Genomic DNA, 25,399 nt, shown 5'->3' with positions numbered 1-25,399 from the left:
GCCGAGCGCGGTGTGCGGCACCTGCTGCTGCTCAGCCGGCGCGGTGCCGACAGCCCGGGCGCGGCCGAACTGGTCGCCCGGCTCGCCGAGTCGGGAGCGGTGGCGACGGTCGCGGCCTGCGACGCCGCCGACCGCGAGGCGCTGGCCGCCGTGCTCGCCGCCATCCCCGCCGAGCACCCGCTCACCGGCGTGGTCCACGCGGCCGGCACCCTGGACGACGGCGTGTTCGACGCGATGACCCCCGAACGGGTCGAGGCCGTCCTGCGGCCCAAGGTCGACGCCGCCGTCAACCTGCACGACCTCACCCTTGGCACCGACCTCGCCCTGTTCGTGCTCTACTCCTCGGCCTCGGCCACCTTCGGCACCGGCGGCCAGGCCAACTACGCGGCCGCCAACGCCTTCCTGGACGCCCTCGCCTCCCACCGGCGCGCACTCGGGCTGCCCGCTCAGGCGCTCGCCTGGGGCCTGTGGCAGGAAGCCAGCGAGATGACCCGGCACCTGAACCCGGGGGCCGACGCACGGACCGACAAGCTCGGCGCGGCCCTGGAGAGCGGGCAGGGGCTCAGCCTCTTCGACGTGGCCACCGCCCTGCCCGCCCCGCACCTGGTTCCGGTCGCCCTGGACCGCACCGGCGGCGGCGAGGTCCCGGCACTGCTGCGCGGCCTGATCCGGCCCACGGTGCGCCGCGCCGCCGAGCGCGAGGCCGGCGACACCGGCACCCTGGCGGGACAGCTGCGCAACGCCTCCGCGAGCCGGCGGCGGCAGATCCTGCTCGACCTGGTCCGCGGCAACGCCGTCACCGTGCTCGGCCACACCGACGCCGAGTCGATCGGCGCCCGGCAGGCCTTCCGCGACCTCGGCTTCGACTCGCTGACCGCCGTCGAGCTGCGCAACCGGCTCAACGCCGCGACGGGGCTGCGGCTGCCCGCCACCACGGTGTTCGACCACCCCAACCCGACCGCGCTCGCCGACCACCTGGCCACCAGGCTGCTGGGCGAGAGCGCACCGGCTCCCGCCGTCGCCGCACCGGCAGCGACGGCCGGCCTGGACGAGCCGATCGCGATCGTCGGCATGGCCTGCCGCCTGCCCGGCGGCGTGGCCTCCCCGGCCGACCTCTGGCGGCTGGTGGCGGCCGGGGAGGACGGCACCGCCGCCTTCCCGGCCGACCGCGGATGGCCGCTCGACGTGGTGCACGGACAGGCCGCCCGCGGGGGCTTCATCGACGGCGCCACCGAGTTCGACGCCGGGCTGTTCGGGATCTCGCCGCGCGAGGCGCTGGCGATGGACCCGCAGCAGCGCCTGCTGCTGGAGACCGCCTGGGAGGCCTTCGAGGACGCCGGCATCGTCGCCGCCGACCTCGGCAGCCGGTCCACCGGCGTCTTCGTCGGCGCCGCGGCGTCCCACTACGGCCTCGGCATGCAGATCCCGGACAGCGCTCTCGGCCACCTGATGACCGGCAGCGCGACCAGCATCGCCTCCGGCCGACTGGCCTACGTGTTCGGGCTGGAGGGCCCGGCCGTCACGGTCGACACGGCCTGCTCCTCCTCGCTGGTCGCCCTGCACCTCGCGGTGCAGGCGCTGCGGACGGGCGACTGCGACCTGGCGCTGGCCGGCGGTGTGACCACCCTCGCCACGCCGGGCGTGATCACGGAGTTCGACCGGCAGGGCGGCCTGGCCTCGGACGGGCGCTGCAAGGCCTTCGCGGCCGACGCGGACGGCACCGGGATGTCCGAGGGCGTCGGCCTGCTGCTGGTCGAGCGGCTGTCGGACGCGCGCCGCAACGGCCACCAGGTGCTCGGCATCGTCCGCGGCAGTGCGGTCAACCAGGACGGTGCGTCCAACGGTCTGACGGCGCCGAACGGTCCCTCGCAGGAGCGGGTCATCCGGCAGGCGCTGGCCAACGCCCGCCTGGAGGCGGCCGAGGTGGACGCCGTGGAGGCACACGGCACGGGCACCCGGCTGGGTGACCCGATCGAGGCGCAGGCGCTGCTGGCCACCTACGGTCAGGGCCGGGCGGCGGAACAGCCGTTGTGGCTGGGGTCGATCAAGTCGAACATCGGCCACACCCAGGCCGCGGCCGGTGTGGCGGGTGTGATCAAGATGGTGCAGGCGATGCGGCACGGTGTGCTGCCCGCGACCCTGCACGCGGAGGAGCCGACGCCGCAGGTGGACTGGTCCGCGGGCGCGGTCAAGCTGCTGAGCGAGTCCCGGCCGTGGCCGGAGGCGGACCGGCCGCGCCGGGCGGGTGTCTCCTCCTTCGGGATCAGCGGCACCAACGCCCACGTGGTGCTGGAGCAGGCGCCGTCTCTCGAGGACGCGGTGCCGGTGGAGGAGGCCGCCGGGCCGACGCCGTGGGCGGTGTCGGCGCACAGCGCGGAGGCGTTGAGGGCCCAGGCGGCGCGGCTGGCCGGGGTGTTGGAGTCCGACGCCCGTCCGCAGGACGCGGCGTGGTCGCTGGCGACCGGGCGCGCCGAACTGGCCCACCGTGCGGTGGTGCTCGGTGCTGACCGGGCCGCACTGCTGGACGGCCTGGCCGCGCTGGCGGACGGCCGCCCCTCGGGCGGGGTCGTCACCGGTGTCGCGGCCGAGGGTCGGACGGCCTTCCTGTTCACGGGGCAGGGCGCCCAGCGGGTCGGCATGGGCCGCGGGCTGTACGAGGCGTTCCCGGTGTTCGCGGCGGCCTTCGACGCGGTGTGTGCGGAGCTGGACGGGAGGCTCGGACGGCCGGTGCGCGAGGTCGTCTTCGCGGGCATCGAGGACCTGGACCGTACGGTCTGGGCGCAGGCCGGGCTGTTCGCCGTCGAGGTGGCGTCCTTCCGGCTGCTGGAGTCCTGGGGCGTGGTCCCCGACGTGCTGCTCGGGCACTCGATCGGTGAGGTGGCGGCGGCGCACGCCGCCGGAGTGTTCTCGCTGGCGGACGCGTGCGCCCTGGTGGCGGCGCGTGGTCGGCTGATGGAGGCGCTGCCCGAGGGTGGCGCGATGCTGGCGGTGCAGGCCTCCGAGACCGAGGTGCGCGAGGCGACCGGCGACCGTCTGGACGTCGCGGCCGTCAACGGCCCCGCCTCGGTGGTGGTTTCGGGGCCGGCGGAGGCCGTGGAGGAGTTCGCGGCGCGCTGGTCGGAGGAGGGTCGCAAGATCCGCCGACTGACCGTCTCGCACGCCTTCCACTCGGCCCTGATGGAGCCGATGTTGGCCGAATTCGCCTCCGTGCTGGAGGAGTTGACCTTCGCCGAGCCGCAGATCCCGGTCGTCTCCAACCTGACCGGTGAACTCGCCGAGCCGGGCCTGCTGACCACCCCGGACTACTGGGTGCGCCAGGTCCGCGAGGCCGTCCGCTTCGCCGACGGCGTGGCCGCCGTGGGCCGTGAGGGCGTCGGCCGATTCGTGGAGCTCGGTCCGGACGGTGTGCTGACCGCGCTCGCCGCCCAGAGCGCCCCCGACGCGATCGGCGTGCCGCTGTTGCGCAAGGACCGGGACGACCACGAGAGCGCCCTGGCGGCCCTGGCCGCACTCTGGACGGCGGGCGCCGGGATCGACTGGTCCGTGGTGCTGCCCGCCGGCCGTCGCGTCGCCCTGCCGACGTACGCCTTCCAACGCGAGCGTTACTGGCCCGAGGCGGTCGAGCCGACGAGCCTGGCGGCCGACCCGGCCGAGGCCCGGTTCTGGGCGGCGGTCGAGAACCAGGACCTGGAGGGCCTCGCCGACACCCTGGACGTCGACCGGGCGCCCGAAGGCCTGGACTCCGTCCTGCCGGTGCTCACCGCCTGGCGGCGGTCGCGCCGCCAGGACGCGGTGATCGGCTCCTGGCGCTACCGGTTGGTCTGGAAGCCGCTCACCGGTCTCTCCGGGGCCGGCCTCTCCGGGACGTGGCTGCTGGCCGCGCCCACCGGCTCCGAGACCGGGGCCGCGCTGGCCGCCGCGCTGCGGCAGGCCGGCGCCGAGGTGCTCCCGCTCGACCTCGACGCCGCCCCGACCGAGGCCCCCGAGGCCGCCGGGGTCATCGCGCTGCTCCCCCCGGACGCCCCGGTGTCCGGTGCGGTCGGGCTGCTGCGGGCGCTGGGCGAGGCGGGCATCGGCGCCCCGCTCTGGCTGGTCACCAGCGGCGCCGTCTCGATCGGCCGCTCCGACCCGCTGCGGGATCCCGTCCAGGCCGAACTCTGGGGCCTGGGCCGGGTCGCGGCGCTGGAACACCCGCAGCGCTGGGGCGGTCTGATCGACCTCCCGGCCGTCCTCGACCCGCAGTCGGCCAAGCGAGCCGTCGCCGTCCTCGGCGGCGGGGCCGGTGAGGACCAGGTGGCCGTGCGCGGCGCCGGGGCGTACAGCTGCCGCCTGACCCGGGCCGCCTCCGACGCCGCGCCCGCCGCGGCGTGGACGCCGTCCGGTCCGGTCCTGGTCACCGGTGGGACCGGTGCGCTGGGCGCGGAGACGGCCCGCTGGCTGGCCGGGCGTGGGGTGCCGAAGCTGGTGCTGACCGGCCGTCGGGGCGCGGACGCGCCGGGTACCGCCGAGCTGGTCGCCGAGCTGACCGAGGCGGGTGCCGAGGTCGTGGTGGCCGCGTGCGCGGCGACCGACCGGGAGGCGCTGGCCGCGCTGCTCGCCGAGCACCGGCCGACCGGCGTGGTGCACGCGGCCGGGGTCGGCCAGGGCGCCGTGCCGCTGGCGGAGACCGACGGGGCGGAGATCGCCCGGGTGCTCGACGGGAAGGCCGGTGGCGCCGATCTGCTGGACGAGCTGACGGCCGGTCTGGATCTCGATCTGTTCGTGGTCTTCTCCTCGGTCGCGGCGACCTGGGGCAGCGGTGGCCAGGGCGTCTACGCGGCGGCCAACGCCCACCTGGACGCGCTGGTGCAGCGGCGTCGTGCGCGGGGGCTGCGGGGTACGTCGGTGGCCTGGGGTCCGTGGGCGGGCGAGGGCATGGCCGCCCAGGGCGATGCCGCGGGGCAGTTGGCCCGTCGTGGGCTGGCCGTGATGGAGCCGGGGCTGGCGGTGTCGGCGCTGGCGCGGGCGGTGGACGGTGACGAGGTCTGTGTGATCGTCGCGGATGTGGACTGGCGGCTGTTCGCGCCGGCTTTCACCGCGGTGCGCACCAGTCGGCTGCTGGCGGAGCTGCCGGAGGCCGTCGGCGCGCAGGCGCCGGTGGAGGCGGTGGCGGAGCGGTCCTCGGGGTTCCGGGAGCGGTTGGCCGAGGCCGCGGCCGGGCGCCGGGAGCGGATGCTGGTGGACCTGGTCCGGTCCTGTGCGGCAGCGGTTCTCGGGCATGCTTCGGTGGAGGCCGTGGACGCCGGTCAGGCGTTCCGGGACCTCGGTTTCGACTCGCTGACGGCGGTGGCGCTGCGGAACCTGCTGGCGAAGGAGACCGGGCTCTCCCTGTCGGCCACGCTGGTGTTCGACTATCCGACGCCGGTGGTGCTGGCGAGCCGTCTGGCCGAGGAGCTGCTGGAGTCGGTGCCGGAGGCGGCGGTGGCCGCGGAGGTGTCCCGCGCGGCGGTGTCCGCCACCGACGACCCGGTCGTGATCGTGGGCATGAGTGCCCGCTATCCGGGCGGGGTGGGTTCGGCGGCCGAGCTGTGGGACCTGGTGGCCGCCGGGGCCGACGGGGTCACCGGATTCCCGACCGACCGCGGCTGGTCGGCCGAGGGCATCGCCGCCGCGGCGGCGCGCGGTGGCTTCGTCGAGGGCGTGACGGAGTTCGACGCCGGGCTGTTCGCGATCTCCCCGCGCGAGGCGCTGGCGATGGACCCGCAGCAGCGGATCCTGCTGGAGGCCTCCTGGGAGGCCTTCGAGGACGCGGGGATCGACCCGCGGTCGGTGCGCGGCCGGCAGATCGGCGTCTTCGTCGGAGCCTCCAACTCCGGCTACAACGCGGTCGGCGGCCTGGAAGAGGCGAAGAGCCACGTCCTGGCGGGCTCGGCGAACAGCGTGATCTCCGGCCGGGTGTCGTACGTGTTCGGGCTGGAGGGCCCCGCCGTCACGGTGGACACGGCCTGCTCCTCCTCGCTGGTGGCCCTGCACTGGGCCGCGCAGGCGCTGCGTGAGGGCGACTGCGAGACGGCGCTGGTCGGCGGTGTGACGGTGATGGTGTCCTCGGCCGCCTTCGCCGAGTTCGACCGTCAGGGCGGGCTGTCCTCGGACGGCCGCTGCCGGTCCTTCGCGGCCGGCGCGGACGGCACGGGCTGGGGCGAGGGCGTCGGCGTCCTGCTGGTCGAGCGACTCTCCACCGCCCGCCGCAACGGGCACGAGGTGCTGGCCGTGCTGCGCGGCAGCGCGGTGAACCAGGACGGCGCGTCCAACGGGCTGACCGCCCCGAACGGGCCGGCCCAGCAACGGGTGATCCGTCAGGCCCTGGCGAGCGCCGGGCTGTCGGCCGCCGATGTCGACGCCGTCGAGGCGCACGGCACCGGCACCACGCTCGGCGACCCGATCGAGGCCCAGGCCCTGCTGGCCACCTACGGCCAGGACCGGCCCGCCGACCAGCCGCTCTGGCTGGGCTCGATCAAGTCCAACATCGGCCACACCCAGGCCGCCGCCGGTGTCGCGGGCGTCATCAAGATGGTGCAGGCGATGCGCCACGGCGTGCTCCCGGCGACGCTCCACGCGGACCGGCCCACCACCGAGGTGGACTGGTCGGCCGGAGCGGTGGAACTGCTCACCGAGGCACGCCCCTGGCCCGAGCTGGACCGGCCGCGCCGCGCGGGCGTCTCCTCCTTCGGCATCAGCGGCACCAACGCCCACGTCATCCTGGAGAGCGTGCCGCCGGCCCCGGTGGAGGAGCCGGAGGCGGCGCCGGTGCTGCCCGTCTGGGCCGTCTCGGCGAGGACCGCCGAGGGCCTGCGCGCCCAGGCGGAGCGCCTGCGGGCGTTCGCCGAGGCCGGCGCGGACGTCCGGGACGTCGCCTGGTCGCTGGCCGGGACCCGGGCGGCGCTCGACCACCGGGCCGTGGTCGTCGGCGCGGACCACGCCGAACTCCTGCGCGGCCTGGCCGCGTTGGCCGGTGACGAACCCGACGCCGCGGTGGTCCGCGGCGCGGTCGCCGACCGCCGGACCGCCTTCCTGTTCACCGGCCAGGGCTCGCAGTACGCCGCCATGGGGCGCGGGCTGTACGAGACCTTCCCGGTGTTCGCGGAGGCCTTCGACGCGGTCCGCGCGGAGCTGGACCTCCGGCTCGACCGGCCGCTCACCGAAGCGGTGTCCGAGGGCATCGGCATCGACCGTACGGTCTGGGCGCAGGCCGGGCTGTTCGCCGTCGAGGTGGCGTCCTTCCGGCTGCTGGAGTCCTGGGGCGTGGTCCCCGACTTCCTGCTCGGGCATTCGATCGGTGAGATCGCCGCGGCCCATGTCGCCGGGGTGTTCTCGCTGCCGGACGCGTGCGCCCTGGTGGCGGCGCGCGGCCGGCTGATGGAGGCGCTGCCGAGCGGCGGGGCGATGCTGGCGGTCGAGGGCACCGAGTCCGAGGTGCGGGCGGAGATCGGCGAGCGGCTGGACGTGGCCGCCGTCAACGGGCCCGCCTCCCTCGTGGTCTCCGGGCCCGTCGAGGTGGTCGAGGAGTTCGCGGCGCGCTGGTCGGCGGAGGGCCGCAAGACCCGTCGCCTGACGGTCTCGCACGCCTTCCACTCGGCGCTGATGGAGCCGATGCTCGACGAATTCGCCGCCGTGCTCGGCGGGTTGACCTTCGCCGAGCCGAGCGTCCCGGTCGTCTCCAACCTGACCGGCGAACTCGCCGAGCCCGGACAGCTGTCCACCCCGGAGTACTGGGTGCGGCAGGTCCGCGAGGCGGTCCGCTTCGCCGACGGTGTCGAGGCCCTGCACCGCCAGGGCGTCACCCGCTTCGCCGAGCTCGGCCCGGACGGCGTGCTCTGCGGGCTGGCACAGCAGAGCGTCGCGGACGGCGTGTTCGCGCCGCTGCTGCGCCGCGGCCGGGAGGACTCCCGGACCGCGCTGCGGGCGCTGGCCCGGCTCTGGGCGGACGGCGCCGAGGTCGACTGGGCCGCGGCGCTGCCCGAGGGCCGGCGGGTGGAGCTGCCGACGTACGCCTTCCAGCGGCAGCGGTTCTGGCCGCAGGCCGGTGCCGCCGAGCCCTCGGCGTCCGCCGCCGACGCGGTGGAGGCCCGGTTCTGGGACGCGGTGGAGCGGGAGGACTTCGGCGATCTGGCCGACCTCCTGGACACCCCGGATTCGGCCGAACTGCTCGGCGCGGCCCTGCCGGTGCTCTCCACGTGGCGGCAGCGGCGCAGGGTCGACTCGGTGGTGGACTCCTGGCGCTACCTCACGACCTGGCGCCCGCTCGCCGGTCCGGCCTCCGCTCCGGCGCTGACCGGCCGGTGGCTGCTGGTCGTCCCGCGGTCGGGCGCGGCGCACCAGTCGGCCGAGGACGTGGCGGCGGCGATCCGCTCGGCCGGAGCCGAGGTGGTCCGCTTCGAGCCCGTCGGCACCGACCGGGCGTCCCTGGCCGCGCAGCTCGCCGAGGCGGCCCCGGGCACCTTCGCCGGCGTGGTGTCGCTGGCCGCGTTCGCCGAGGCGGCCCCGGACCCGGCGCTGTCGCCGGGGCTGGAGCTGACCCTGGCCCTGTTCCAGGCGCTCGGCGACGCGGGCGTCACCGCCCCGTTCTGGGCGCTGACCGGGCACGCGGTGTCCGTCGGCCGCTCGGACCGGGCCGCCGACGCCGGACAGGCGCAGGTCTGGGGCCTCGGCCGGGTCGCGGCCCTGGAGTCCCCGGACCGCTGGGGCGGTCTGGTCGACCTTCCGGCCGCGCTGGACGCCCGGGCGGGCTCCCGGCTGGCCGCGGTGCTGGTCGGCGACGGCGAGGACCAGGTGGCCCTGCGCGGCTCCGGCACCTACGGGCGCCGACTGGTGCGGGCGACGGCCGGGGACGGTGCGCCGTCCTGGTCGCCCGCCGTCCCGGGGACCGTCCTGGTCACCGGCGGGACGGGCGCGCTGGGCGCCACGGTCGCCCGCTGGCTGGCCGACCACGGCGTGGCCCGGGTGGTGCTGACGGGCCGTCGCGGGACGGCCGCGCCGGGCACGGCGGAGCTGGTCGCGGAGCTCGCGGAGAGCGGCACCGAAGCCGTGGTCGCCGCCTGCGACGTGACCGACCGGGCCGCCCTGGCCCGGGTGCTCGCCGAGGTGCCGGCCCACCACCCGCTGATCGGCGTGGTGCACGCCGCCGGTGTGCTGGACGACGGCGCGCTGGACGCGCTCACTCCGGAGCGGCTGCGGACGGCGCTGGCCGCGAAGGCGGCCGGCCTGGTCGTCCTGGACGAGCTGACGCGGGGCCACGAGCTGGAGTTCTTCCTCGCCTTCTCCTCGCTGGCGGGCATCGTCGGCAGCGCCGGACAGGGCAACTACGCCGCCGCCAACGCCTTCGTGGACGCCTGGATGGAGGGGCGGCGCGAGCGCGGCCTGCCGGGCGTCTCGGTGGCGTGGGGTCCGTGGGCGAACGAGGGCATGGCGGCCGATCCGGCACTGGTGCAGCGACTGCGGCGCGGCGGCCTGCCGCCGATGGACCCGGTGCTCGCCGTCACCGCCCTCGCCCGGGCGATCGGCCACGACGGGGCCGGCCTGGTGGTCGCCGACGTCGACTGGTCGCTGTTCGCGGCCGGCGTGGGCGGGCCGCGGCCCAGCGCCCTGCTGGCCGACCTGCCGGAGGCCGCCGGGGCCACGGCCGGCACCCGCGGCGCCGGACGGGCCGAGGAGTTCCGGGCCGAGCTGGCGGCGGCGCCGGAGACCAGGCGCCCCGGGCTGCTGCTGGACGCCGTACGGTCCTGGGCCGCGGCGGTGCTCGGCCACGGCTCGCCGGACGCGGTCGGCGCCGAGCAGGCGTTCCGCGACCTCGGGTTCGACTCGGTGACGGCGGTGGAGTTCCGGAACCTGGCGAGCGCCCGGACGGGGCTGGCACTGCCGGCCACCCTGGTCTTCGACCGGCCGACCCCGGCCGCCCTGGCGCGCAACCTCGCCGAGCAGCTGTTCGGCACGGCCGGGCCCGCCGCGGCCGTCGAGGCGACGGGCGGCGCCCGGGCCGAGGACGAGCCGATCGTGATCGTCGGCATGGCCTGCCGCTTCCCGGGCGGCGTCGGCTCGCCGGACGCGCTCTGGGAGCTGCTGTCCGACGGCGTCGACGCGATGACCGGCATCCCGACCGACCGCGGCTGGGAGGCCGGCTGGACGGGCGTGGACGCGGCCGCCCGGGGCGGCTTCCTGGCGGACGTCGCCGAGTTCGACGCCGGGCTGTTCGGGATCTCGCCGCGCGAGGCGCTGGCGATGGACCCGCAGCAGCGGCTGCTGCTGGAGGCCTCCTGGGAGGCCTTCGAGTCCGCCGGAGTGGACCCGCGGGCGATGCGCGGCCGGCCGGTCGGCGTCTTCGCCGGCACCAACGGCCAGGACTACCCGCTGGTGCTCGCCGCCTCGCAGGAGGACGTGGACGGCCACGTGGCCACCGGCAACGCCGCTTCCGTGCTCTCCGGCCGGGTGGCGTACGCCTTCGGTCTCGAGGGCCCGGCGATGACGGTGGACACCGCCTGCTCCTCCTCGCTGGTCGCCCTGCACCTCGCGGCGCAGGCGCTGCGCCGAGGGGAGTGCGAACTGGCCTTCGCGGGCGGCGTCTCGGTGATGTCGACCCCGGTGGTGTTCGCGGAGTTCGACCGGCAGGGCGGGCTGGCGGCGGACGGCCGCTGCAAGGCCTTCGCGGCCGGCGCGGACGGTACGGGCTGGGGCGAGGGCGTGGGTGTGCTGCTGCTGGAGCGGCTGTCCGACGCCCGGCGCAACGGGCACCGGGTGCTCGCGGTGGTGCGGGGGAGCGCGGTCAACCAGGACGGCGCCTCCAACGGCCTGACCGCCCCGAACGGCCCGGCGCAGGAGCGGGTGATCCGGCAGGCGCTGGCCAACGCCGGGCTGTCGGTCGGCGAGGTGGACGTGGTCGAGGCGCACGGCACCGGCACCCGCCTGGGTGACCCGATCGAGGCCCAGGCGCTGCTGGCCACCTACGGTCAGGGCCGCGAACTCCCGCTGCTGCTGGGCTCGGTGAAGTCCAACCTCGGGCACACCCAGGCCGCCGCCGGTGTCGCCGGAGTGATCAAGATGGTGCTCGCCCTGCGGCACGGCGTCGTGCCGCCGACCCTGCACGTCGGCGAGCCGACTCCGCAGGTGGACTGGTCGGCGGGCGCCGTGGAGCTGGTGACGGAGCGCCGGCCCTGGCCCGTCGTGGACCGGCCGGCCCGGGCGGGTGTGTCCTCGTTCGGGATCAGCGGCACCAACGCCCACGTCATCCTGGAGGCCGCGCCCGTGCCGGCTGCGGTGGAGGCTCCGGCCGCCATCTCGGACGCCACCGCGGCGGAGGCGCTGCCCTGGCTGCTGTCCGGGCGTTCGGCCGGGGCGCTCGCCGCCCAGGCCGAGCGGCTGAGCTCCTTCGTGGGGCGGCGGGCCGAGCTGCGGCCGCAGGACGTGGCCCGGTCGTTGCTCTCCCGCGCCGGGCTGGAGCACCGCGCCGTGGTGCTCGGCGCCGACCGGGACGCCGCGCTGGGTGCCCTGGCCGCGGGCCGGTCGTCCGGCGCCCTGGTGGCGGGCGTCGCGGCCGTGGGCCGTACGGCCTTCCTGTTCACCGGTCAGGGTGCGCAGCGGGTGGGCATGGGCCGGGGGCTGTACGAGGCGTTCCCGGTGTTCGCTGACGCCTTCGACGCGGTCTGCGGGGAGCTGGACCTGTACCTGGACCGGCCGGTCCGGGACGTGGTGTTCGAGGGCGCGGAGGACCTGGACCGTACGGTCTGGGCGCAGGCCGGGCTGTTCGCCGTGGAGGTGGCGGCCTTCCGGCTGCTCGAATCCTGGGGCGTGGCGCCGGACTTCCTGCTCGGTCACTCGATCGGCGAGGTGGCGGCCGCCCATGTGGCGGGTGTGTTCTCGCTGCCGGACGCCTGCGCGCTGGTCGCGGCCCGCGGCCGGCTGATGGAGGCGCTGCCGAGCGGCGGGGCGATGCTGGCGGTCGAGGGCACCGAGTCCGAGGTGCGGGCGGAGATCGGCGAGCGGCTGGACGTGGCCGCCGTCAACGGCCCCACCTCGGTGGTGGTCTCCGGGCCCGTCGAGGTGGTCGAGGAGTTCGCGGCGCGCTGGTCGGCGGAGGGCCGCAAGACCCGTCGCCTGACGGTCTCGCACGCTTTCCATTCGGCGCTGATGGAGCCGATGCTCGACGAATTCGCCGCCGTGCTCGCCGACGTGACCTTCGCCGAGCCGCGCATCCCGGTCGTCTCCGACCTGACCGGCGAACTCGCCGAGCCCGGACAGCTGTCCACCCCGGACTACTGGGTCTGGCAGGTCCGCGAGGCCGTCCGCTTCGCCGAGGGCGTCACGCACCTGGCGGAGCAGGGCGTCACCCGGTACCTGGAGCTCGGCCCCGACGGCGTGCTCTGCGGGCTGGCACAGCGGTCGGTGGAGGAGGGCACCTTCGCGCCGCTGCTGCGCAAGGGCCGCGAGGAGCGGGGCACCGCCCTGGAGGCGCTCGCCCGGCTCTGGACGGCGGGCGCCGAGGCCGACTGGTCGGCCGTGCTGCCGGAAGGCCGCCCGGTGGACCTGCCGACGTACGCCTTCCAGCGGGACCGGTACTGGCCGCGGTTGCCGCTCGCGGCGGCCGGCCGCGCCTCCGGCGCCGTCCCCGTCCTGGAGGACTGCCTCTACCGGATCGACTGGAAGCCGGTCGAGGTCTCCCCGATGAGCCTCGACGGCGGCTGGCTGGTGGTCACCGACACCGAGGACGAGGGCGTGCTCGCGGACGCCCTGCTCACGCGGCTGCCCGCCGACACCGCCCCGGTCCGACTCGCCATCGGCGGGCTCGACCGGAGCCGACTGGCGGACCGGCTGCGCGCGCTGGCCGAGAAGGCGCGCGGGATCGCCTACCTGCCCACCGGGCTGACCGGCAGCCTCGCGCTGCTGCACGCCCTCGGCGACGCGGAGCTGGAGGCGCCGCTGTGGACGATCACCCGGGGCGCGGTGGCCGTGGACGCCTCGGACCGGGTCACCCACCCCGACCACGCGCAGCTGTGGGGCTTCGGCCAGGCCGCCGCGCTGGAGCACCCGCGGAACTGGGGCGGGCTGGTCGACCTGCCCGCCGAGCCCGACTCCGGCACCCTCGCGGCGCTCGCGGCGGTGCTCGGCGGGGCCACCGGGGAGGACCAGCTCGCCCTGCGCGGCGGGCGGGTCCTCGCCCGCCGGCTGACCCGCACCGACGCGGGGCAGACCCCGGCGGAGCCCTGGCGGCCGTCGAAGCCCGGCACGGTGCTGGTCACCGGCGGGACGGGCGCGCTGGGCGCGGCCGTCGCCCGCTGGCTGGTCGGCCGGGGCGTCACCGACCTGCTCCTCACCAGCCGTCGTGGCTCCCGCACCCCGGGCGCCGAGGAGCTGACCGCCGAACTGACGGCGGCCGGCGCCCGGGTGACGGTGGCCGAGTGCGACGCCGCCGACCGGGAGGCGCTGGCGGCGACGCTGGCCGCCGTCCCGGCCGACCGCCCGCTGCTGGGGGTGGTGCACGCGGCCGGTGTCGCCCAGTCGGCGATGCTCGCGCAGACCGGTGTCGAGGACATCGCGAGGATCACCGGCGGCAAGGTGGACGGCGCCGCCCACCTGGACGAGCTCACCGCGGAGGCGGACCTGGAGCTGTTCCTGGTCTTCTCCTCCATCGCCGCCACCTGGGGCAGCGGCGGGCAGGCGCTCTACGCGGCGGGCAACGCCTACCTGGACGCCCTGGTCAGGAACCGGCGGGACCGCGGTCTGGCCGGGACGTCGGTCGCCTGGGGCCCGTGGGCGGGCGCCGGGATGGCGGCCGACGGGGCGGAGGAGTACCTGCGCCGCCGCGGACTGACGCCGCTCGAACCGCAGTTCGCGCTCACCGCCCTGGCGGCGGCCGTGGACGGTGGCGCGGGCGCGCTGACCGTCGCCGACGTGGACTGGGCCCGGTTCGCGCCCGCCTTCACCTCCGGCCGGCCGAGCCCGCTGCTGGGCGACCTGCCCGAGGCGGCCGACGCCCTGGCCCCGGCCGGAGCGCCGGCGGCGCAGAACGGCGGGGCGGACGGCGGGACGGACGGTGGCGCGCTGCGCTCCCGGCTGGCCGGGCTGGACGCCAAGGAGCGGACGGCCGTCCTGCTGGAGCTGATCCGGGAGGTGCTGGTCGAGGTGCTCCGCTACTCCGCGGCCGAACAGATCGACGAGACCAGGCCGTTCCGCGACCTGGGCTTCGACTCGCTGACGGCCGTCGAGTTCCGCAACCGGCTGGCGCGGGAGTGCGGCGTGCCGCTCCCGGCGACGATCGTCTTCGACCACCCGACCCCCGTCGCGCTGGCGGACCACCTGCACGGTGTGCTGCCGGGCGGTGCCGGGTCGGCCACGGACGTCGAACCGCTGCTCGGGATGCTCGACGGGCTGGAGGCGGCGATGGCCCTCAACCCGCTGGACGAGCTCTCCCGCTCCCGGGTGGCCGTGCGCCTCCAGGCCTTCCTGGCCCGCTGGTCCGCCGGGGCCCCGGCCGAGGAGGAGGACAGCATCGCCGACCTCCTCGACGCCGCGGACGACGAGGAACTGCTCAACCTGGTCCGGGAGGAGCTGGGCAACAGCGACCTGGACTGAGCGGCCCGCGCCCGGTGACCCGGACGTGCCGGAAGGCGGTACCACCGAGTCCATCGGCGGTACCGCCTTCCGCACGCGCCCGGCGGGCGCTGTTCGACGCCGGGCTACGATGGGTGACATGGCGGACGTGGCGGTGATTTCCAGGGAGCTGACGGTCGGTGAGCTGTCGGCCCGCAGCGGTGTGCCCGCCTCCACCCTGCGCTACTACGACCGCGAGGGCCTGATCCACAGCCGTCGCACCAGCGGCAACCAGCGGCGCTACGCCCGTGACGCGCTCCGTCGGGTCGCTTTCATCCGCGCCTCGCAGCGCGTCGGGATCCCGCTCCAGGAGATCCGTGAGGCCCTGGGCCTGCTGCCCGAGGCGCGCACCCCGACCGGGGAGGACTGGGCCCAGGTCTCCGAGCGGTGGCGCCATGAACTCGGCCGCCGCATCGACCTGTTGGTGCGCATCCAGGACAAGCTCACCGACTGCATCGGCTGCGGCTGCCTCTCGCTGGAGCGCTGCGCGCTGGTCAACCCGTGCGACGTCCTCGGCGGAGCCGGACCGGGAGCCGGCGGGCTCCGGTCCTAGGGTTCCCCGTCCCGCCCGTGTCCTGACCGTGGGTCGGCCGAGGTCAGTTGTTGTACGGCCGCTTCTCGCGGGCCTCGCGCAGGGAGAGCCCCCACCAGGAGAGCCGGTCGAACAGGGTCTCGGCGGCGGCGGTCGCGGCAGCGGGTTCCTTCAGCGCGCCGGTCTCGTCGAACTGTCCCCAGCAGTTGTGGAAGCTGACCACGTCGCGGACCGTGACGGCGTGCAACTCGGCGAACACCTGCCGCAGTTGTTCCACCGAGCGCAGGCCGCCGGCGAGACCGCCGTAGGACACGAAGCCCACCGGCTTGGTCTCCCACTCCGTCCGGTGCCAGTCGATCAGGGTCTTGAGCGAGGCCGGGAAGCTGTGGTTGTACTCGGGGGTGACCACCAGGAAGGCCTCGGCGTCGGCCAGCCGCGGGGTGACCTTGGCGAGCGCTGCCGCCGCCTCCTTGCCGGGGTCGTGGGACAGCTCGTGCGGCAGCGGGTGGTCGGCGAGGTCGATCGGATCGACCAGCAGGTCCTCGCGCTCCTTGGCGAGCGAGGTGATCCAGTTGGCGACGGTCGGGCCGAACCGTCCCTCCCGGACACTGCTGTTGATCACGGCGAGGCGAAGTGCGGGGGCGGACATGGGGCTCCTCGGTTCTCTGTGGACGCAACCCGGTTCGGGGCGATGTCCCAATGATCAAAGTTGAAGTGGGCTTACAGTCAAGCCCTTTCCTCAGCCGGTCCACCGGTCCACCGGTCCACCGGTCGAGCTGTCGAGCCGTCGAGCTGTCGAGCCGTCGAGCCGTCGAGTGGCCTGCGGCACGGCGGCGGGTGCGCCGGATCGGTCGAGGGCCTCTGGCGTTCCGGCGGCGCGGCACTAACATGAGTCCTCCTCACATTCACATCAGGAGGCTGCCATGCCGGACCGTTTCGACCTGCCGGTGGACTTCCGCTGGGGCGCGGCCACCGCCGCCTACCAGATCGAGGGGGCGGTGGAGGAGGACGGCCGCGGACCGTCCGTCTGGGACGCCTTCTGCGCCCGCCCCGGCGCCGTCCGCGACGGCCACACGGGCGCGGTGGCCTGCGACCACTACCACCGGTACCCCGAGGACATCGAGCTGATGAAGGGCCTCGGGCTGGACGGCTACCGCTTCTCCATCGCCTGGCCCCGCGTCCTGCCCACCGGCGGCGGCGCGGTGAACCCCGCCGGCCTCGCGTTCTACGACCGGCTCGTGGACGCGCTGTTGGAGGCGGGCATCACCCCGCTGCCCACCCTCTTCCACTGGGACCTCCCGCAGGCGCTGGAGGACGAGGGCGGCTGGCTCGACCGCGACACCGCGTACCGCTTCGCCGAGTACACCGGCGTCGTGGCCGACCGGCTCGGCGACCGCGTCCCCGCCTGGATCACCCTCAACGAGCCCTTCGTCCACACCGTCTTCGGCTACGCCCTGGGCACCCACGCCCCCGGCCGCACCCTGATGTTCGAGGCCCTCCCGGCCGCCCACCACCAGCTGCTGGGCCACGGCCTGGCCGCCTCCCTGCTCCACGAGCGGGGCCTGGAGGTGATGCTCTCCAACAACCTCACCCCGGTCGAGCCGGCCTCCGGTTCCGCCGAGGACGCGGCCGCCGCCGCGGCCTACGACGCCCTGCACAACCGGCTGTTCACCGACCCGGTCCTCCTCGGCCGCTACCCCGACCTCTCCGCCCTCGGCGTCCCCGACGACATCTTCGGCGCCGTCCGTCCCGGAGACCTCGACCTCATCCACACCCCCGGCCTCGACGGCCTCGGCCTCAACTTCTACAACCCCACCCGCGTCGCCGCCCCCACCGAACCCGGTCTGCCCTTCGACCTCGTCGGCATCCCCGACGTCCCGCACACCGCCTTCGGCTGGCCCGTCGTCCCCGACGCGCTCACCCGCCTCCTCGTCGGCCTCCGCGACACCTACGGCAAGGCCCTCCCGCCCGTCACCATCACCGAGAACGGCTGCTCCGTCACCGAGGAGACCGTCCCCGACCAGCCCCGCATCGACTACCTCGCCGCCCATCTCGACGCCCTCGCCCGGGCCGCCGCCGAGGGCGTCGACGTCCGCGGCTACTACACCTGGTCCCTCCTCGACAACTTCGAATGGGCCGAAGGGCTGTTCAGCCAACGCTTCGGCCTGGTCCACGTCGACTTCGAGACGCAGAAGCGGACACCGAGGGCCTCGTACGCCTGGTACCGCGACCTGATCGCCGCCCATCGGAAGCGCTCGGCGCGGTAGGAGGACCGGTTCGACTCGGGGTGTACCCCGGGTCAGGCGGTTCCGCAGTGCTTCCGGTACCAGGGGGCCCAGGAGGGCATGGCCGCCAAGGGGTCCTCGCCGCAGTCGACTCCGGCCAGTCGCCAGACGCGTTCGCTGCCGAACCAGTTGTCCTGCGCCAGCAGGGAGAACTGGCGGGCGCTCAGCCGTGAGCCGCTCGCGCCGAGGGCGGCCACGCACTGCGGCCAGGGCCAGTCGCGGTCGGGGACCGGCGGGAGGACCGCGTGTTCGTCGAGCGCGTCCAGCAGGCGGTGCAGGCGCACCGGGCGGGGGTGGCTCGCGTGATGGACGGACGGGCTGAGGGGGTGGGGCGTGGACAGGGTGGCGACGATCAGCCTGGCCAGGTCCGCCGCGGGGACGACGGAGAGGAGCGCTGCCCCCGAGGCCCAGCGCGCGGGCACCCGGCGGCGCAGTTCGGCCAGGGCGGGCACCACCCACCGGTCGCCGGTGCCGAGGACGAGTCCCGGGCGCAGGACGACGGCACCGGCGTCGAGGGCGGGCCGCTCGCCGGCGAGGCGGCTGGCGCTGGTCGCGGAGACCGGCGCCGGTTCCGCTTCGCCCACCTCCGTTCCCCGATGGGGGCCGTGGCCGTAGACGGCGGCCGTCGACAGGTGGGTCACCCGGGTCACACCGGAGCGGACGGCTTCCGCCATGAGCCGTGCGGTGCCGTGCACGTTGACGGCGGTGCAGGCGTCCTGGTCGCCGCTGATCAGGGAGGCCAGGTGGAGCAGCGCGTCGGCGTCCCGGCACGCGTCGCGCAGGCTGTCCGGGGCCGAGAGGTCGGCCTCCACCCACTGTGCCCCGGCGGCGATCAGCTCGGCGGGCGCCCTGCGGCCGACCACGCGCACCTGCCACGCGGGGTCGCGCAGCAGCAGGGCGGCCACGTGCGAGCCGATGAATCCGGTGGCGCCGGTCAGCACCACCCGGCGTGGCGTCACACTCATGGCCGCCCCCGCTCCGGGGCGACGCGGATGTGCGGCAGCGCGTCGGCGGAGGCGACGCCGGGCAGCAGGTAGCGCCACAGGGAGACGATGCGTTCGGGGAGGTCGGACCAGCCCGCCGAGATCTGCGACTTCAGCTGTGTTCCGGTGAACGCGGCCACCAGGACCTCGGCGAACTCGCCCCCGTCGACGTCCTCGCGCAGTTCACCCCGTTCGCGCGCCACGTCCAGTTCGCCGCGGAAGCGCTGTGCCCACCAGTCGTACGCCGAGTCGTCGTTCTGGGCGGGGCCGCCCTGGTCGACCGCCAGTCGTACCCCGGCCCGCAGCAGCGTGTTGCTCTGCAGCTCGACGGCGAGCGTCAGCGTGACGTCCACGAGCTGCTGCAGTCCCTGCGGTTCCCCGGGCAGTCGCAGGTCGCTCGCCTGCTCCAGCATGACGGCCCGGGCGAGGTCCTCCTTGGACTTGAAGTGGAAGTACATCGCCCCGGACGTCAGGCCGGCCTTCGTCAGGATGCGGTTGATCCCCGCGCCGTGGTAGCCGACCTGGTCGAACACCTCGGCCGCGGCGCAGATCAGCGCGGCCCGTGTCTTCAAGGCTTGTTCGTGCTTGTGTCCACTCGTCATCCGCGTGTCGTCCGCCCGTCATGTCGCGCAATATTTCTGGATACAGAACGATCTCTATGTTACACATGAAGGTATCGCCGACGGGTCGTTGCAGCGGCCCGGCGCCTTCCATAGGGGTCTTTCATGCCTGTTTGCAAGGACATCGACCGTAGCCGTTCGGATGACGCCGGCGATCCCGGCCTCACGGGCGCCGGTACCGCCGACTTCTCCGACGACACCGCCCCCGTCGAGCCCTGGCAGGTGCACAAGCTGCGTCCTGACGAGGTGTACCTCACCCGCTGGCGCCGTACGGGGCCCGACGCCTTCCACATACGGGCCCGGCGTCCGTTACGGCACCCGCTCTACCGGGTCGCCCCGGACTTCGACCCGCTCCTGCTCTGCGAGACCGTCCGTCAGACCTTCCCGCTGCTCTGCCACGCCGCCTACGACGTGCCGCTGGGACACCAGCTGATCTGGGAGCGCATCCGCTACGACATCGACGACGCCGCGTACGCCGGGGCCGATCGCGGCCCGGAACTGGAGCTCCACGTCCGCTGCTTCGACCTGTCCTACCGGGGCAAGCATCCGGCGGCCCTGTCCCTGTGGGCGCTCGTCACCTGGGGCGGACTGCCGGTGGCCACGGCCGACACCCGGTTCACCGTCCAGTCCCGGGCCGTGTACCAGCGGCTGCGCGGAGCGTACGCCGACACCGAGTCCGCCGTGGCGAAGGCCTCACCCGCCCCCGCGCCCGCGCCGTGCGCCGGCACCGGCCGCCACCGGGCGAGGGACGTGCTCCTCACCTCCCCGGCCGACGACGGCCGACGGCTCCGGGTCGACCCGACCCACCCGATCTACTTCGACCACCCCGTCGACCACGTGCCCGGCATGCTGCTCCTGGAGGCGGCCCACCAGGCGGTCGGCGGCGCCGTCAGCACGCTCGACTGCACCTTCCACCGCTACGTCGAGCTGGACGCCCCCTGCACGATCGTCACCACCCCGCTCGCCCCGGACGCGCGGCCGGCCGACAGCGGGAGCGGAGTGGTGGGAAGGACGAGGGTCACGGCCGTCCAGGACGGCCGGCGGCACTTCACCGCCGACCTCGTCCCCTACGCCGCTCCCGTCCTGGTGGACAGCGGCCGGATCGCAGGGTGAGCGACGCACCATGACGACGGCCCATGGGTCACGCCGCCAGGATCCGGAGACGCCTCTCTGGGATCTCAACCTCAAGCATCTTCAGGCGTTCCTCGCCGTCGCGGACACCCTGAGCTTCACCTCCGCGGCGGCCCAGCTCGGAAGCAACCAGCCGACCCTCACGCGTTCCGTGCAGCGCCTGGAGGAGCAGCTGGGTGTTCCGCTGTTCCTGCGCACCACCCGTCAGGTCGCCCTCAGCCCGGCCGGGGCCCGGTTGCGGGACCGGCTGCAGGAACTGCTGCCCCGGCTCAAGCAGGCGCTCGATCCGGAACCGTCCAGCCCCGTCCTGCGGTTGGGGTTCTCCTGGCTGCTTCCGGACGGCTGGGTGCACGAGGCGATCGTCCGGTTCGAACGGGAGAGCGGCGCCCGGGTGCAGCTGCACCGCAGGGACGACCCTTGGGCCGGCGTCGACCGAGCCGTCGTGGACATCGCGCTGCTGCGCGGTCACCCTCCGACCGACCGGATGAAGGCCACCAGGCTCGGCAGCGAAGGGTGCGCCGCGGCCGTCCCCCACCGCCACCCCCTGGCGGGCCGCCCGTGGGTGGACTGGACGGAGCTGGGCGACCACCCACTGGTGATCAACCCGACCGGCCGGGCCCTCCTGGACCCGGACGGGCAGCTGGGCGCCGAGCACCCGCGGATCGTGCACTGCGACAACTTCGACGAGTGCCTGGAGTCGGTGGCGGCCGGACGGGGCGTCAGCGTGCTGCCCGACCTCGTCCTGCAGCGCAACCTCCACCCCGCCCTGGAGTTCGTGCCGCTGCGCGGAGCACCGAGCATCCCGCTGTCCCTGATCCGCCCCGCCCACGGTGCGCACCCGCTCGCCGAGCGCTTCACCGAGGTGACCCGGCGCGTCCTGCTGTCCCGCCGCTCCAGGCGTGCGGCCCCGGGCCGCAGCCAGGGTGCAGGGGCCGGCCGGGTGCTGGCGGGGCGCTGAACCGGGTTGCGGGAGGCGACGGTCCGCGTCGCCCGGTGCCGGCACCGGGCGACACGGACCGGGCGGGTCGGCGGCTGCGAGCCGACGTCACTCCTCGCCCGCACTTCTCCTCTTCACGGCCTCGGCGTTGACCGCGCCGGGGACGGGGTCGCCGACGAGTGCCAGGCGCACCGCCCGCGCCGCCTCCCGGCCCGCCCGCTCCTGCGCCTCCCGCGTACCGGCCCCCAGGTGCGGGGTGGCGACGACCGAGGGGAAGGAGAGCAGGGCGTTGCCGACGGCCGGTTCGACCGCGTAGACGTCGAGGGCCGCCCCGGCGATGCGTTCCTCCTTCAGCGCGACGGCCAGCGCGTTCTCGTCCACGATGCCGCCGCGTGCGGTGTTGACGAGGATGAGGGAGGGGCGGGCCAGCCGCAGTTCGGGCTCGCCGATGAGCGCCGTGGTCTGCGGCGTCTTGGGCACGTGCACGGTGACGACGTCGCTCTCCGCCATCAGCTCGTCCAGCCCGACCAGCCGGACACCCAGCTCCTCGGCCCGTCCGCGGGTCACGTACGGGTCGTGGGCGAGGAGCCGCATGCCGAAGGCGGCGAGCCGCGGGGCCACGAGGCCGCCGACGTGTCCCAGGCCCACGATTCCGGCCGTGCTGCCCGCCAACTCCCTGCCCTGGAAGCGGGAGCGCTCCCATCGGCCCGCCCGCAGGGACGCGCCGGCGGGCACGATCCGGCGGGCGGCGGCGATGATGAGGCCGACGGTGAGTTCGGCCACGCTCAGGACGTTGGAGAGCGGCGCGTTGGCGACGAGGACGCCGGCCGCGGTGGCCGCCTGCACGTCGACGTTGTCCAGTCCGACCCCGGCGCGGGCCACGACCCGCAGCCGGGGCGCCGCGGCCAGTGCCTCCGCGTCCACCCGGGTGCCGCTGCGGATCAGCAGGGCGTCGGCGTCGGCCAGCGCGCGGTGCAGCGCCTGCGGATCGCGCCCGTCACAGCTGCGGACGTCGTAGCCGTCCAGTTCGGCGAGCGCCTCCAGCGCCAGCGGGTCGGCCACGACGACGACGGGTTTCCCCATGGTGGTGTGCTCCTCTGGTGGGTGCGGCCGGCGGGTCGGTGCCGACCGGTCGGATGCGGCTGGGCGGTCGAGGCCGGGCGGGGTCATGCGACGGGCTCGACCGAGAGGCGGCGCGGCAGGTCGGCGCGCCGCCAGATGTCGTCGAGCGCGTCGGCGAAGGCGACGATCTCGCCGTCCTCGTGCTGCGGGGTCGGGGTGACCCGCAGCCGCTCGGTGCCCGGGGGAACGCTGGGCGCGTTGATCGGCTGGACGTAGAAGCCGTGGCGTTCCAGGAGCTCGTCCGCGACCTCCCGGCAGGCCCGGGAATCCCCGATCAGCACGGGGACGATGTGCGCGTCGTCCGAGACCACGGGGATGCCGAGTTCCCGCAGCAGCGTGTGCAACAGCGTGGCCTTCTCCCGCAGTTGGCTCCGCTCCTTCTCGGAGCGCTTGAGGTGCCGTACAGCCGCCAGCGCGCCGGCGGTGACGGCCGGGGGCAGTGAGGTGGTGAAGATGAACGCGGAGGCGAAGCTGCGGACGGCGTCCACCACCGAGGCGGGGCCGGCGATGTAGCCGCCGGCCGCGCCGAAGGCCTTGGCCAGGGTGCCCTGGACGACGTCGAACCGGCCCTGGAGGCCGAGTTCCGCGGCCTTGCCGGCGCCCCGCGGTCCGTACATGCCGACCGCGTGCACCTCGTCGAGGTATGTGAACGCGCCGTAGTTGCGCGCGAGTTCGGCCACCCTCGCGAGCGGTGCCACGTCGCTCTCCATGGAGTAGACGCTCTCCAGCGCGACGATCTTGGGGACGGCGGGGTCGGTGCCGGCCAGCAGTTCCTCGAGGTGCTCCATGTCGTTGTGCCGGAAGATGAGCTTCTCCGCACCGCTGTGCCGGATGCCGGCGATCATCGAGGCGTGGTTGAGCTCGTCGGACAGGACCACGCAGCCCGGCAGCCGGCTCGCCAGGACGGTCAGAGCGGCGTCGTTGGCGGCGTAGCCGGTGGGGAAGACGAGCGCGGACTCCATGCCGTGCAGGTCGGCCAGTTCGCGCTCCAGCTCCACGTGGTAGCGGTGGTTGCCCGAGATGTTGCGTGAGCCGCCGCTGCCCGCCCCGGACTCGTCGACGGCCCGCTTCATGGCCTCCAGGACGAGCGGGTGCTGGCCCATACCGAGGTAGTCGTTGCTGCACCACACGCGGATCCGGCGCCCCGGGCCGGGGCCGTGCTTCAGCGCGGCGGGGAAGGAGCCCGCCAGGCGCTCGACTTCGAGGAACGTCCGGTAGCCGCCGCGGCCGCGCAGGTCGTCCAGTTGGGATGCGAAGAATTCGACGTAGTCGAACATCATTCCTCCGGTTCGCCGGTTCAGGTGACGGACACCGGAAAGATAGACAGCTGCTCCGGGTTCTCGTAAATTCTGTTTCCGGCCGACCCATGAGCGGGCCGGATAAATCGAGGTGGAAGGCGTCCCGGGGAGTTATTCGCCGGCGGCATGGATCATCGTCCGGAACATTTCTCTTGTATCGACGACGAGCCTATAGTCCTGAATCATGATCGCTCAGTCACACGACCTGCCGCGGTCGGCGACCACCGTGGACATCGAGGAACTCGTCAGGCTGCGCGGCCACCTGCTCGGTGCGGGCACCGCGCCCTACGCCGCCCGCACCCCGCAGGAGGACGCCGCCTGGCGCGCGGCGTACCGGTCCTGGCTGGTCCGGCAGCTGACCGGACCGACCGGCCGGGTGCACGTGACGGTGATCGGTCCGGCGCACCGACTGGCCGCCTGCGCCGTCGCCGTGATCGACGACCGCGCGCCGACCGCGCACTGCCTGAACGGCCTGACGGGATGGGTGCAGTCGGTCGTGGTCGACCCGGACCGGCGGCGCAGCGGACTCGGCACGCGCGTCATGCGACACGCCCTGGACTGGCTGCGGTCGCGGGGCGTGGACAGCGCGGTGCTGCAGACCACGCCGGACGGTGCGGCCCTCTACCGCGGCCTCGGCTTCCTGCCGACGGGCGAAGACCTCCTGGCCCTCGATCTGCGGGGCACCGAAACCAGCTGCGAGGTGATCGAGGCATGAAGATCCTCATCGTCGGACTCGGATATGCCGGAACGCGGTTCCGCATCGCGTTCCGGAACACCGGAATTCCGGTGGATTTCGCGTACGTGGGTCGGAGCCGGCGCGACCCGGAAATCCCGTACTACACCTCCGTGCGGGAGGGGCTCGATCAGTTCCGTCCGGATGTCGTGGTGGTCACCGTGCCGGATGCCGCCCACGCCGGAATACTCGGGGAGCTTTCCGGATTCCAGGGTTTCGTCGTGACGGAGAAGCCGCTCACCACCTCCCGCGACGACACGACGGCCGTGGCGGCGGCGATGGCGAAGACCTCGGGCTTCTGCATGGATCTCGTGGAACGCTATTCGGAGGCGACGGTGCGGTTGCGCGACCACGTCCGCCGCGGCGGCCTGAGTCTGGTGCGGGCCCACTTCACCTGGGGCAAGGACCGCATCAACGACCACCGCCCCACCAGCGGTGTGGCGAGCGAGGTGATCCACCCGCTCGACCTCGTCGGCTGGATCGCGGGCGACGGCGCGGACCTGGTGCTGGACTCGGTCGTGGGCACCCGTTCGGACTTCTCGGTCTCCGGGGCCGACGTCCTCGACAGTGTGGCGCTGGTCGGCCGGCTGGGCCCGGGCGTGGTCACCGGCTACAGCAGCTTCGTCAACATCACCCGCAAGCGGGAGGTCGACTTCGTCTTCCGCACGCCGGACGGTGAGCTCGAATACGCCTCCGCCGTCTACGACACGCCGACCTGGGACGCCGACCGGCTGCGCGTCTGGCGGCGCACCTCGGAGGGCGACACGGTGCTGTCCGAGCTGGACACCGCGGCGCAGCCGGTGCCCGAGGGCGCCGCGACGGTGGTCAAGCTGGGCCGCATGGCCGCGGACGTCGCCCGGTTCGTCGTCCACGGCGAGCAGCCCGCACAGCCCTTCCCGGGCCTGTCCGACGCCCTGGCCCTGCAGGACCTGCTGACCTCCATGGAGCGTGAGGCGCGCGGCCCGGGGCCGGTCGCCTACTTCCCGGACGGCCGGACGGTGCTCCAGGAGGCCGACTGGGAGCGGCTGGGCTGACCGTCCCGCTCCCGCTCACCGCATCCCCCCGATTTCCTCGATTCCCTCGAATCCCTTGTTCTGCAACGCCCTTGACCCCGTCTCCCGTGCCTGGGGACGAGAAGGAGA

12 protein-coding genes are annotated in these 25,399 nt (G+C 74.8%); 7 read left to right on the top strand and 5 right to left on the bottom strand.

Going from position 1 to position 25,399, the window contains the following annotated elements; translation table 11 throughout:
- The first annotated feature begins 12 nt into the window (after positions 1 to 12).
- Together ABZ449_RS25970 and soxR are read left to right on the top strand one after the other, a co-directional pair.
- Positions 13 to 14,598, top strand: a complete 14,586-nt coding sequence (locus tag ABZ449_RS25970) for a type I polyketide synthase (RefSeq protein WP_360350367.1) — start codon at positions 13 to 15, stop codon at positions 14,596 to 14,598.
- 118 nt (positions 14,599 to 14,716) lie between these two features.
- Positions 14,717 to 15,169 (top strand): redox-sensitive transcriptional activator SoxR, encoded by a 453-nt coding sequence (soxR, locus tag ABZ449_RS25965; protein ID WP_360350364.1) that lies wholly within the window; start codon positions 14,717 to 14,719, stop codon positions 15,167 to 15,169.
- A 43-nt stretch (positions 15,170 to 15,212) separates the two neighbouring features.
- Here the strand turns inward: soxR and ABZ449_RS25960 are convergent, their stop codons facing one another.
- Positions 15,213 to 15,797, bottom strand: a complete 585-nt coding sequence (locus tag ABZ449_RS25960; RefSeq protein ID WP_360350361.1) for an NAD(P)H-dependent oxidoreductase — start codon at positions 15,795 to 15,797, stop codon at positions 15,213 to 15,215.
- 274 nt (positions 15,798 to 16,071) lie between these two features.
- Here ABZ449_RS25960 and ABZ449_RS25955 point away from each other — a divergent pair, with 274 nt between their 5' ends.
- Positions 16,072 to 17,415 carry a GH1 family beta-glucosidase gene (locus tag ABZ449_RS25955; protein ID WP_360350358.1) on the top strand — a complete coding sequence of 448 codons (1,344 nt, stop codon included), beginning with the start codon at positions 16,072 to 16,074 and terminating at the stop codon, positions 17,413 to 17,415.
- 32 nt (positions 17,416 to 17,447) lie between these two features.
- Here ABZ449_RS25955 and ABZ449_RS25950 read toward each other — a convergent pair whose 3' ends face one another.
- Together ABZ449_RS25950 and ABZ449_RS25945 are read right to left on the bottom strand one after the other, a co-directional pair.
- Positions 17,448 to 18,398, bottom strand: coding sequence for an NAD(P)-dependent oxidoreductase (locus ABZ449_RS25950; RefSeq protein ID WP_360350355.1), 951 nt, complete (start codon positions 18,396 to 18,398; stop codon positions 17,448 to 17,450).
- Positions 18,395 to 18,988, bottom strand: coding sequence for a ScbR family autoregulator-binding transcription factor (locus ABZ449_RS25945; RefSeq protein ID WP_360350353.1), 594 nt, complete (start codon positions 18,986 to 18,988; stop codon positions 18,395 to 18,397). Before ABZ449_RS25945 ends, ABZ449_RS25950 begins: the two co-directional genes overlap by 4 nt.
- Before the next feature lie 153 nt (positions 18,989 to 19,141).
- Between ABZ449_RS25945 and ABZ449_RS25940 the strand changes: the two genes are divergently transcribed.
- Together ABZ449_RS25940 and ABZ449_RS25935 are read left to right on the top strand one after the other, a co-directional pair.
- Positions 19,142 to 20,149: a ScbA/BarX family gamma-butyrolactone biosynthesis protein gene (locus ABZ449_RS25940; protein ID WP_360350350.1), complete on the top strand. Its 1,008-nt coding sequence runs from the start codon at positions 19,142 to 19,144 to the stop codon at positions 20,147 to 20,149.
- 10 nt (positions 20,150 to 20,159) lie between these two features.
- On the top strand, positions 20,160 to 21,125 hold the full coding sequence (locus tag ABZ449_RS25935; RefSeq protein WP_360350347.1) for a LysR family transcriptional regulator: 966 nt from the start codon (positions 20,160 to 20,162) through the stop codon (positions 21,123 to 21,125).
- Positions 21,126 to 21,212: 87 nt separating this feature from the next.
- Here the strand turns inward: ABZ449_RS25935 and ABZ449_RS25930 are convergent, their stop codons facing one another.
- Both ABZ449_RS25930 and hemA read right to left on the bottom strand, forming a co-directional pair.
- Entirely contained in the window at positions 21,213 to 22,187 is a 975-nt protein-coding gene (locus ABZ449_RS25930) for a hydroxyacid dehydrogenase (protein WP_360350344.1), read from the bottom strand.
- A gap of 83 nt (positions 22,188 to 22,270) precedes the next feature.
- Positions 22,271 to 23,503, bottom strand: a complete 1,233-nt coding sequence (hemA, locus tag ABZ449_RS25925) for a 5-aminolevulinate synthase (protein WP_360350373.1) — start codon at positions 23,501 to 23,503, stop codon at positions 22,271 to 22,273.
- A 205-nt stretch (positions 23,504 to 23,708) separates the two neighbouring features.
- Between hemA and ABZ449_RS25920 the strand changes: the two genes are divergently transcribed.
- Together ABZ449_RS25920 and ABZ449_RS25915 are read left to right on the top strand one after the other, a co-directional pair.
- Positions 23,709 to 24,239, top strand: a complete 531-nt coding sequence (locus tag ABZ449_RS25920) for a GNAT family N-acetyltransferase (RefSeq protein WP_360350341.1) — start codon at positions 23,709 to 23,711, stop codon at positions 24,237 to 24,239.
- The gene (locus tag ABZ449_RS25915) at positions 24,236 to 25,291 is read left to right on the top strand and encodes a Gfo/Idh/MocA family oxidoreductase (protein WP_360350338.1); all 1,056 of its coding nucleotides are present in this window, start codon (positions 24,236 to 24,238) and stop codon (positions 25,289 to 25,291) included. Before ABZ449_RS25920 ends, ABZ449_RS25915 begins: the two co-directional genes overlap by 4 nt.
- Positions 25,292 to 25,399: the final 108 nt, after the last annotated feature.

Origin of the sequence: Kitasatospora sp. NPDC005856, from assembly GCF_040629945.1 — a bacterium.
Taxonomy (GTDB): Bacteria; Actinomycetota; Actinomycetes; order Streptomycetales; family Streptomycetaceae; genus Kitasatospora.
Note: the sequence above shows the minus strand (reverse complement) of the source record. Positions and strands in the feature narration are given on the sequence as shown.

Coding starts and splice junctions, on each gene's coding strand:
- soxR (WP_360350364.1), top strand. CDS start 14,717: ATGGCGGACGTGGCGGTGATTTCCAGGGAGCTGACGGTCGGTGAGCTG.
- ABZ449_RS25960 (WP_360350361.1), bottom strand. CDS start 15,797: ATGTCCGCCCCCGCACTTCGCCTCGCCGTGATCAACAGCAGTGTCCGG.
- ABZ449_RS25955 (WP_360350358.1), top strand. CDS start 16,072: ATGCCGGACCGTTTCGACCTGCCGGTGGACTTCCGCTGGGGCGCGGCC.
- ABZ449_RS25950 (WP_360350355.1), bottom strand. CDS start 18,398: ATGAGTGTGACGCCACGCCGGGTGGTGCTGACCGGCGCCACCGGATTC.
- ABZ449_RS25940 (WP_360350350.1), top strand. CDS start 19,142: ATGCCTGTTTGCAAGGACATCGACCGTAGCCGTTCGGATGACGCCGGC.
- ABZ449_RS25935 (WP_360350347.1), top strand. CDS start 20,160: ATGACGACGGCCCATGGGTCACGCCGCCAGGATCCGGAGACGCCTCTC.
- ABZ449_RS25930 (WP_360350344.1), bottom strand. CDS start 22,187: ATGGGGAAACCCGTCGTCGTCGTGGCCGACCCGCTGGCGCTGGAGGCG.
- hemA (WP_360350373.1), bottom strand. CDS start 23,503: ATGTTCGACTACGTCGAATTCTTCGCATCCCAACTGGACGACCTGCGC.
- ABZ449_RS25920 (WP_360350341.1), top strand. CDS start 23,709: ATGATCGCTCAGTCACACGACCTGCCGCGGTCGGCGACCACCGTGGAC.
- ABZ449_RS25915 (WP_360350338.1), top strand. CDS start 24,236: ATGAAGATCCTCATCGTCGGACTCGGATATGCCGGAACGCGGTTCCGC.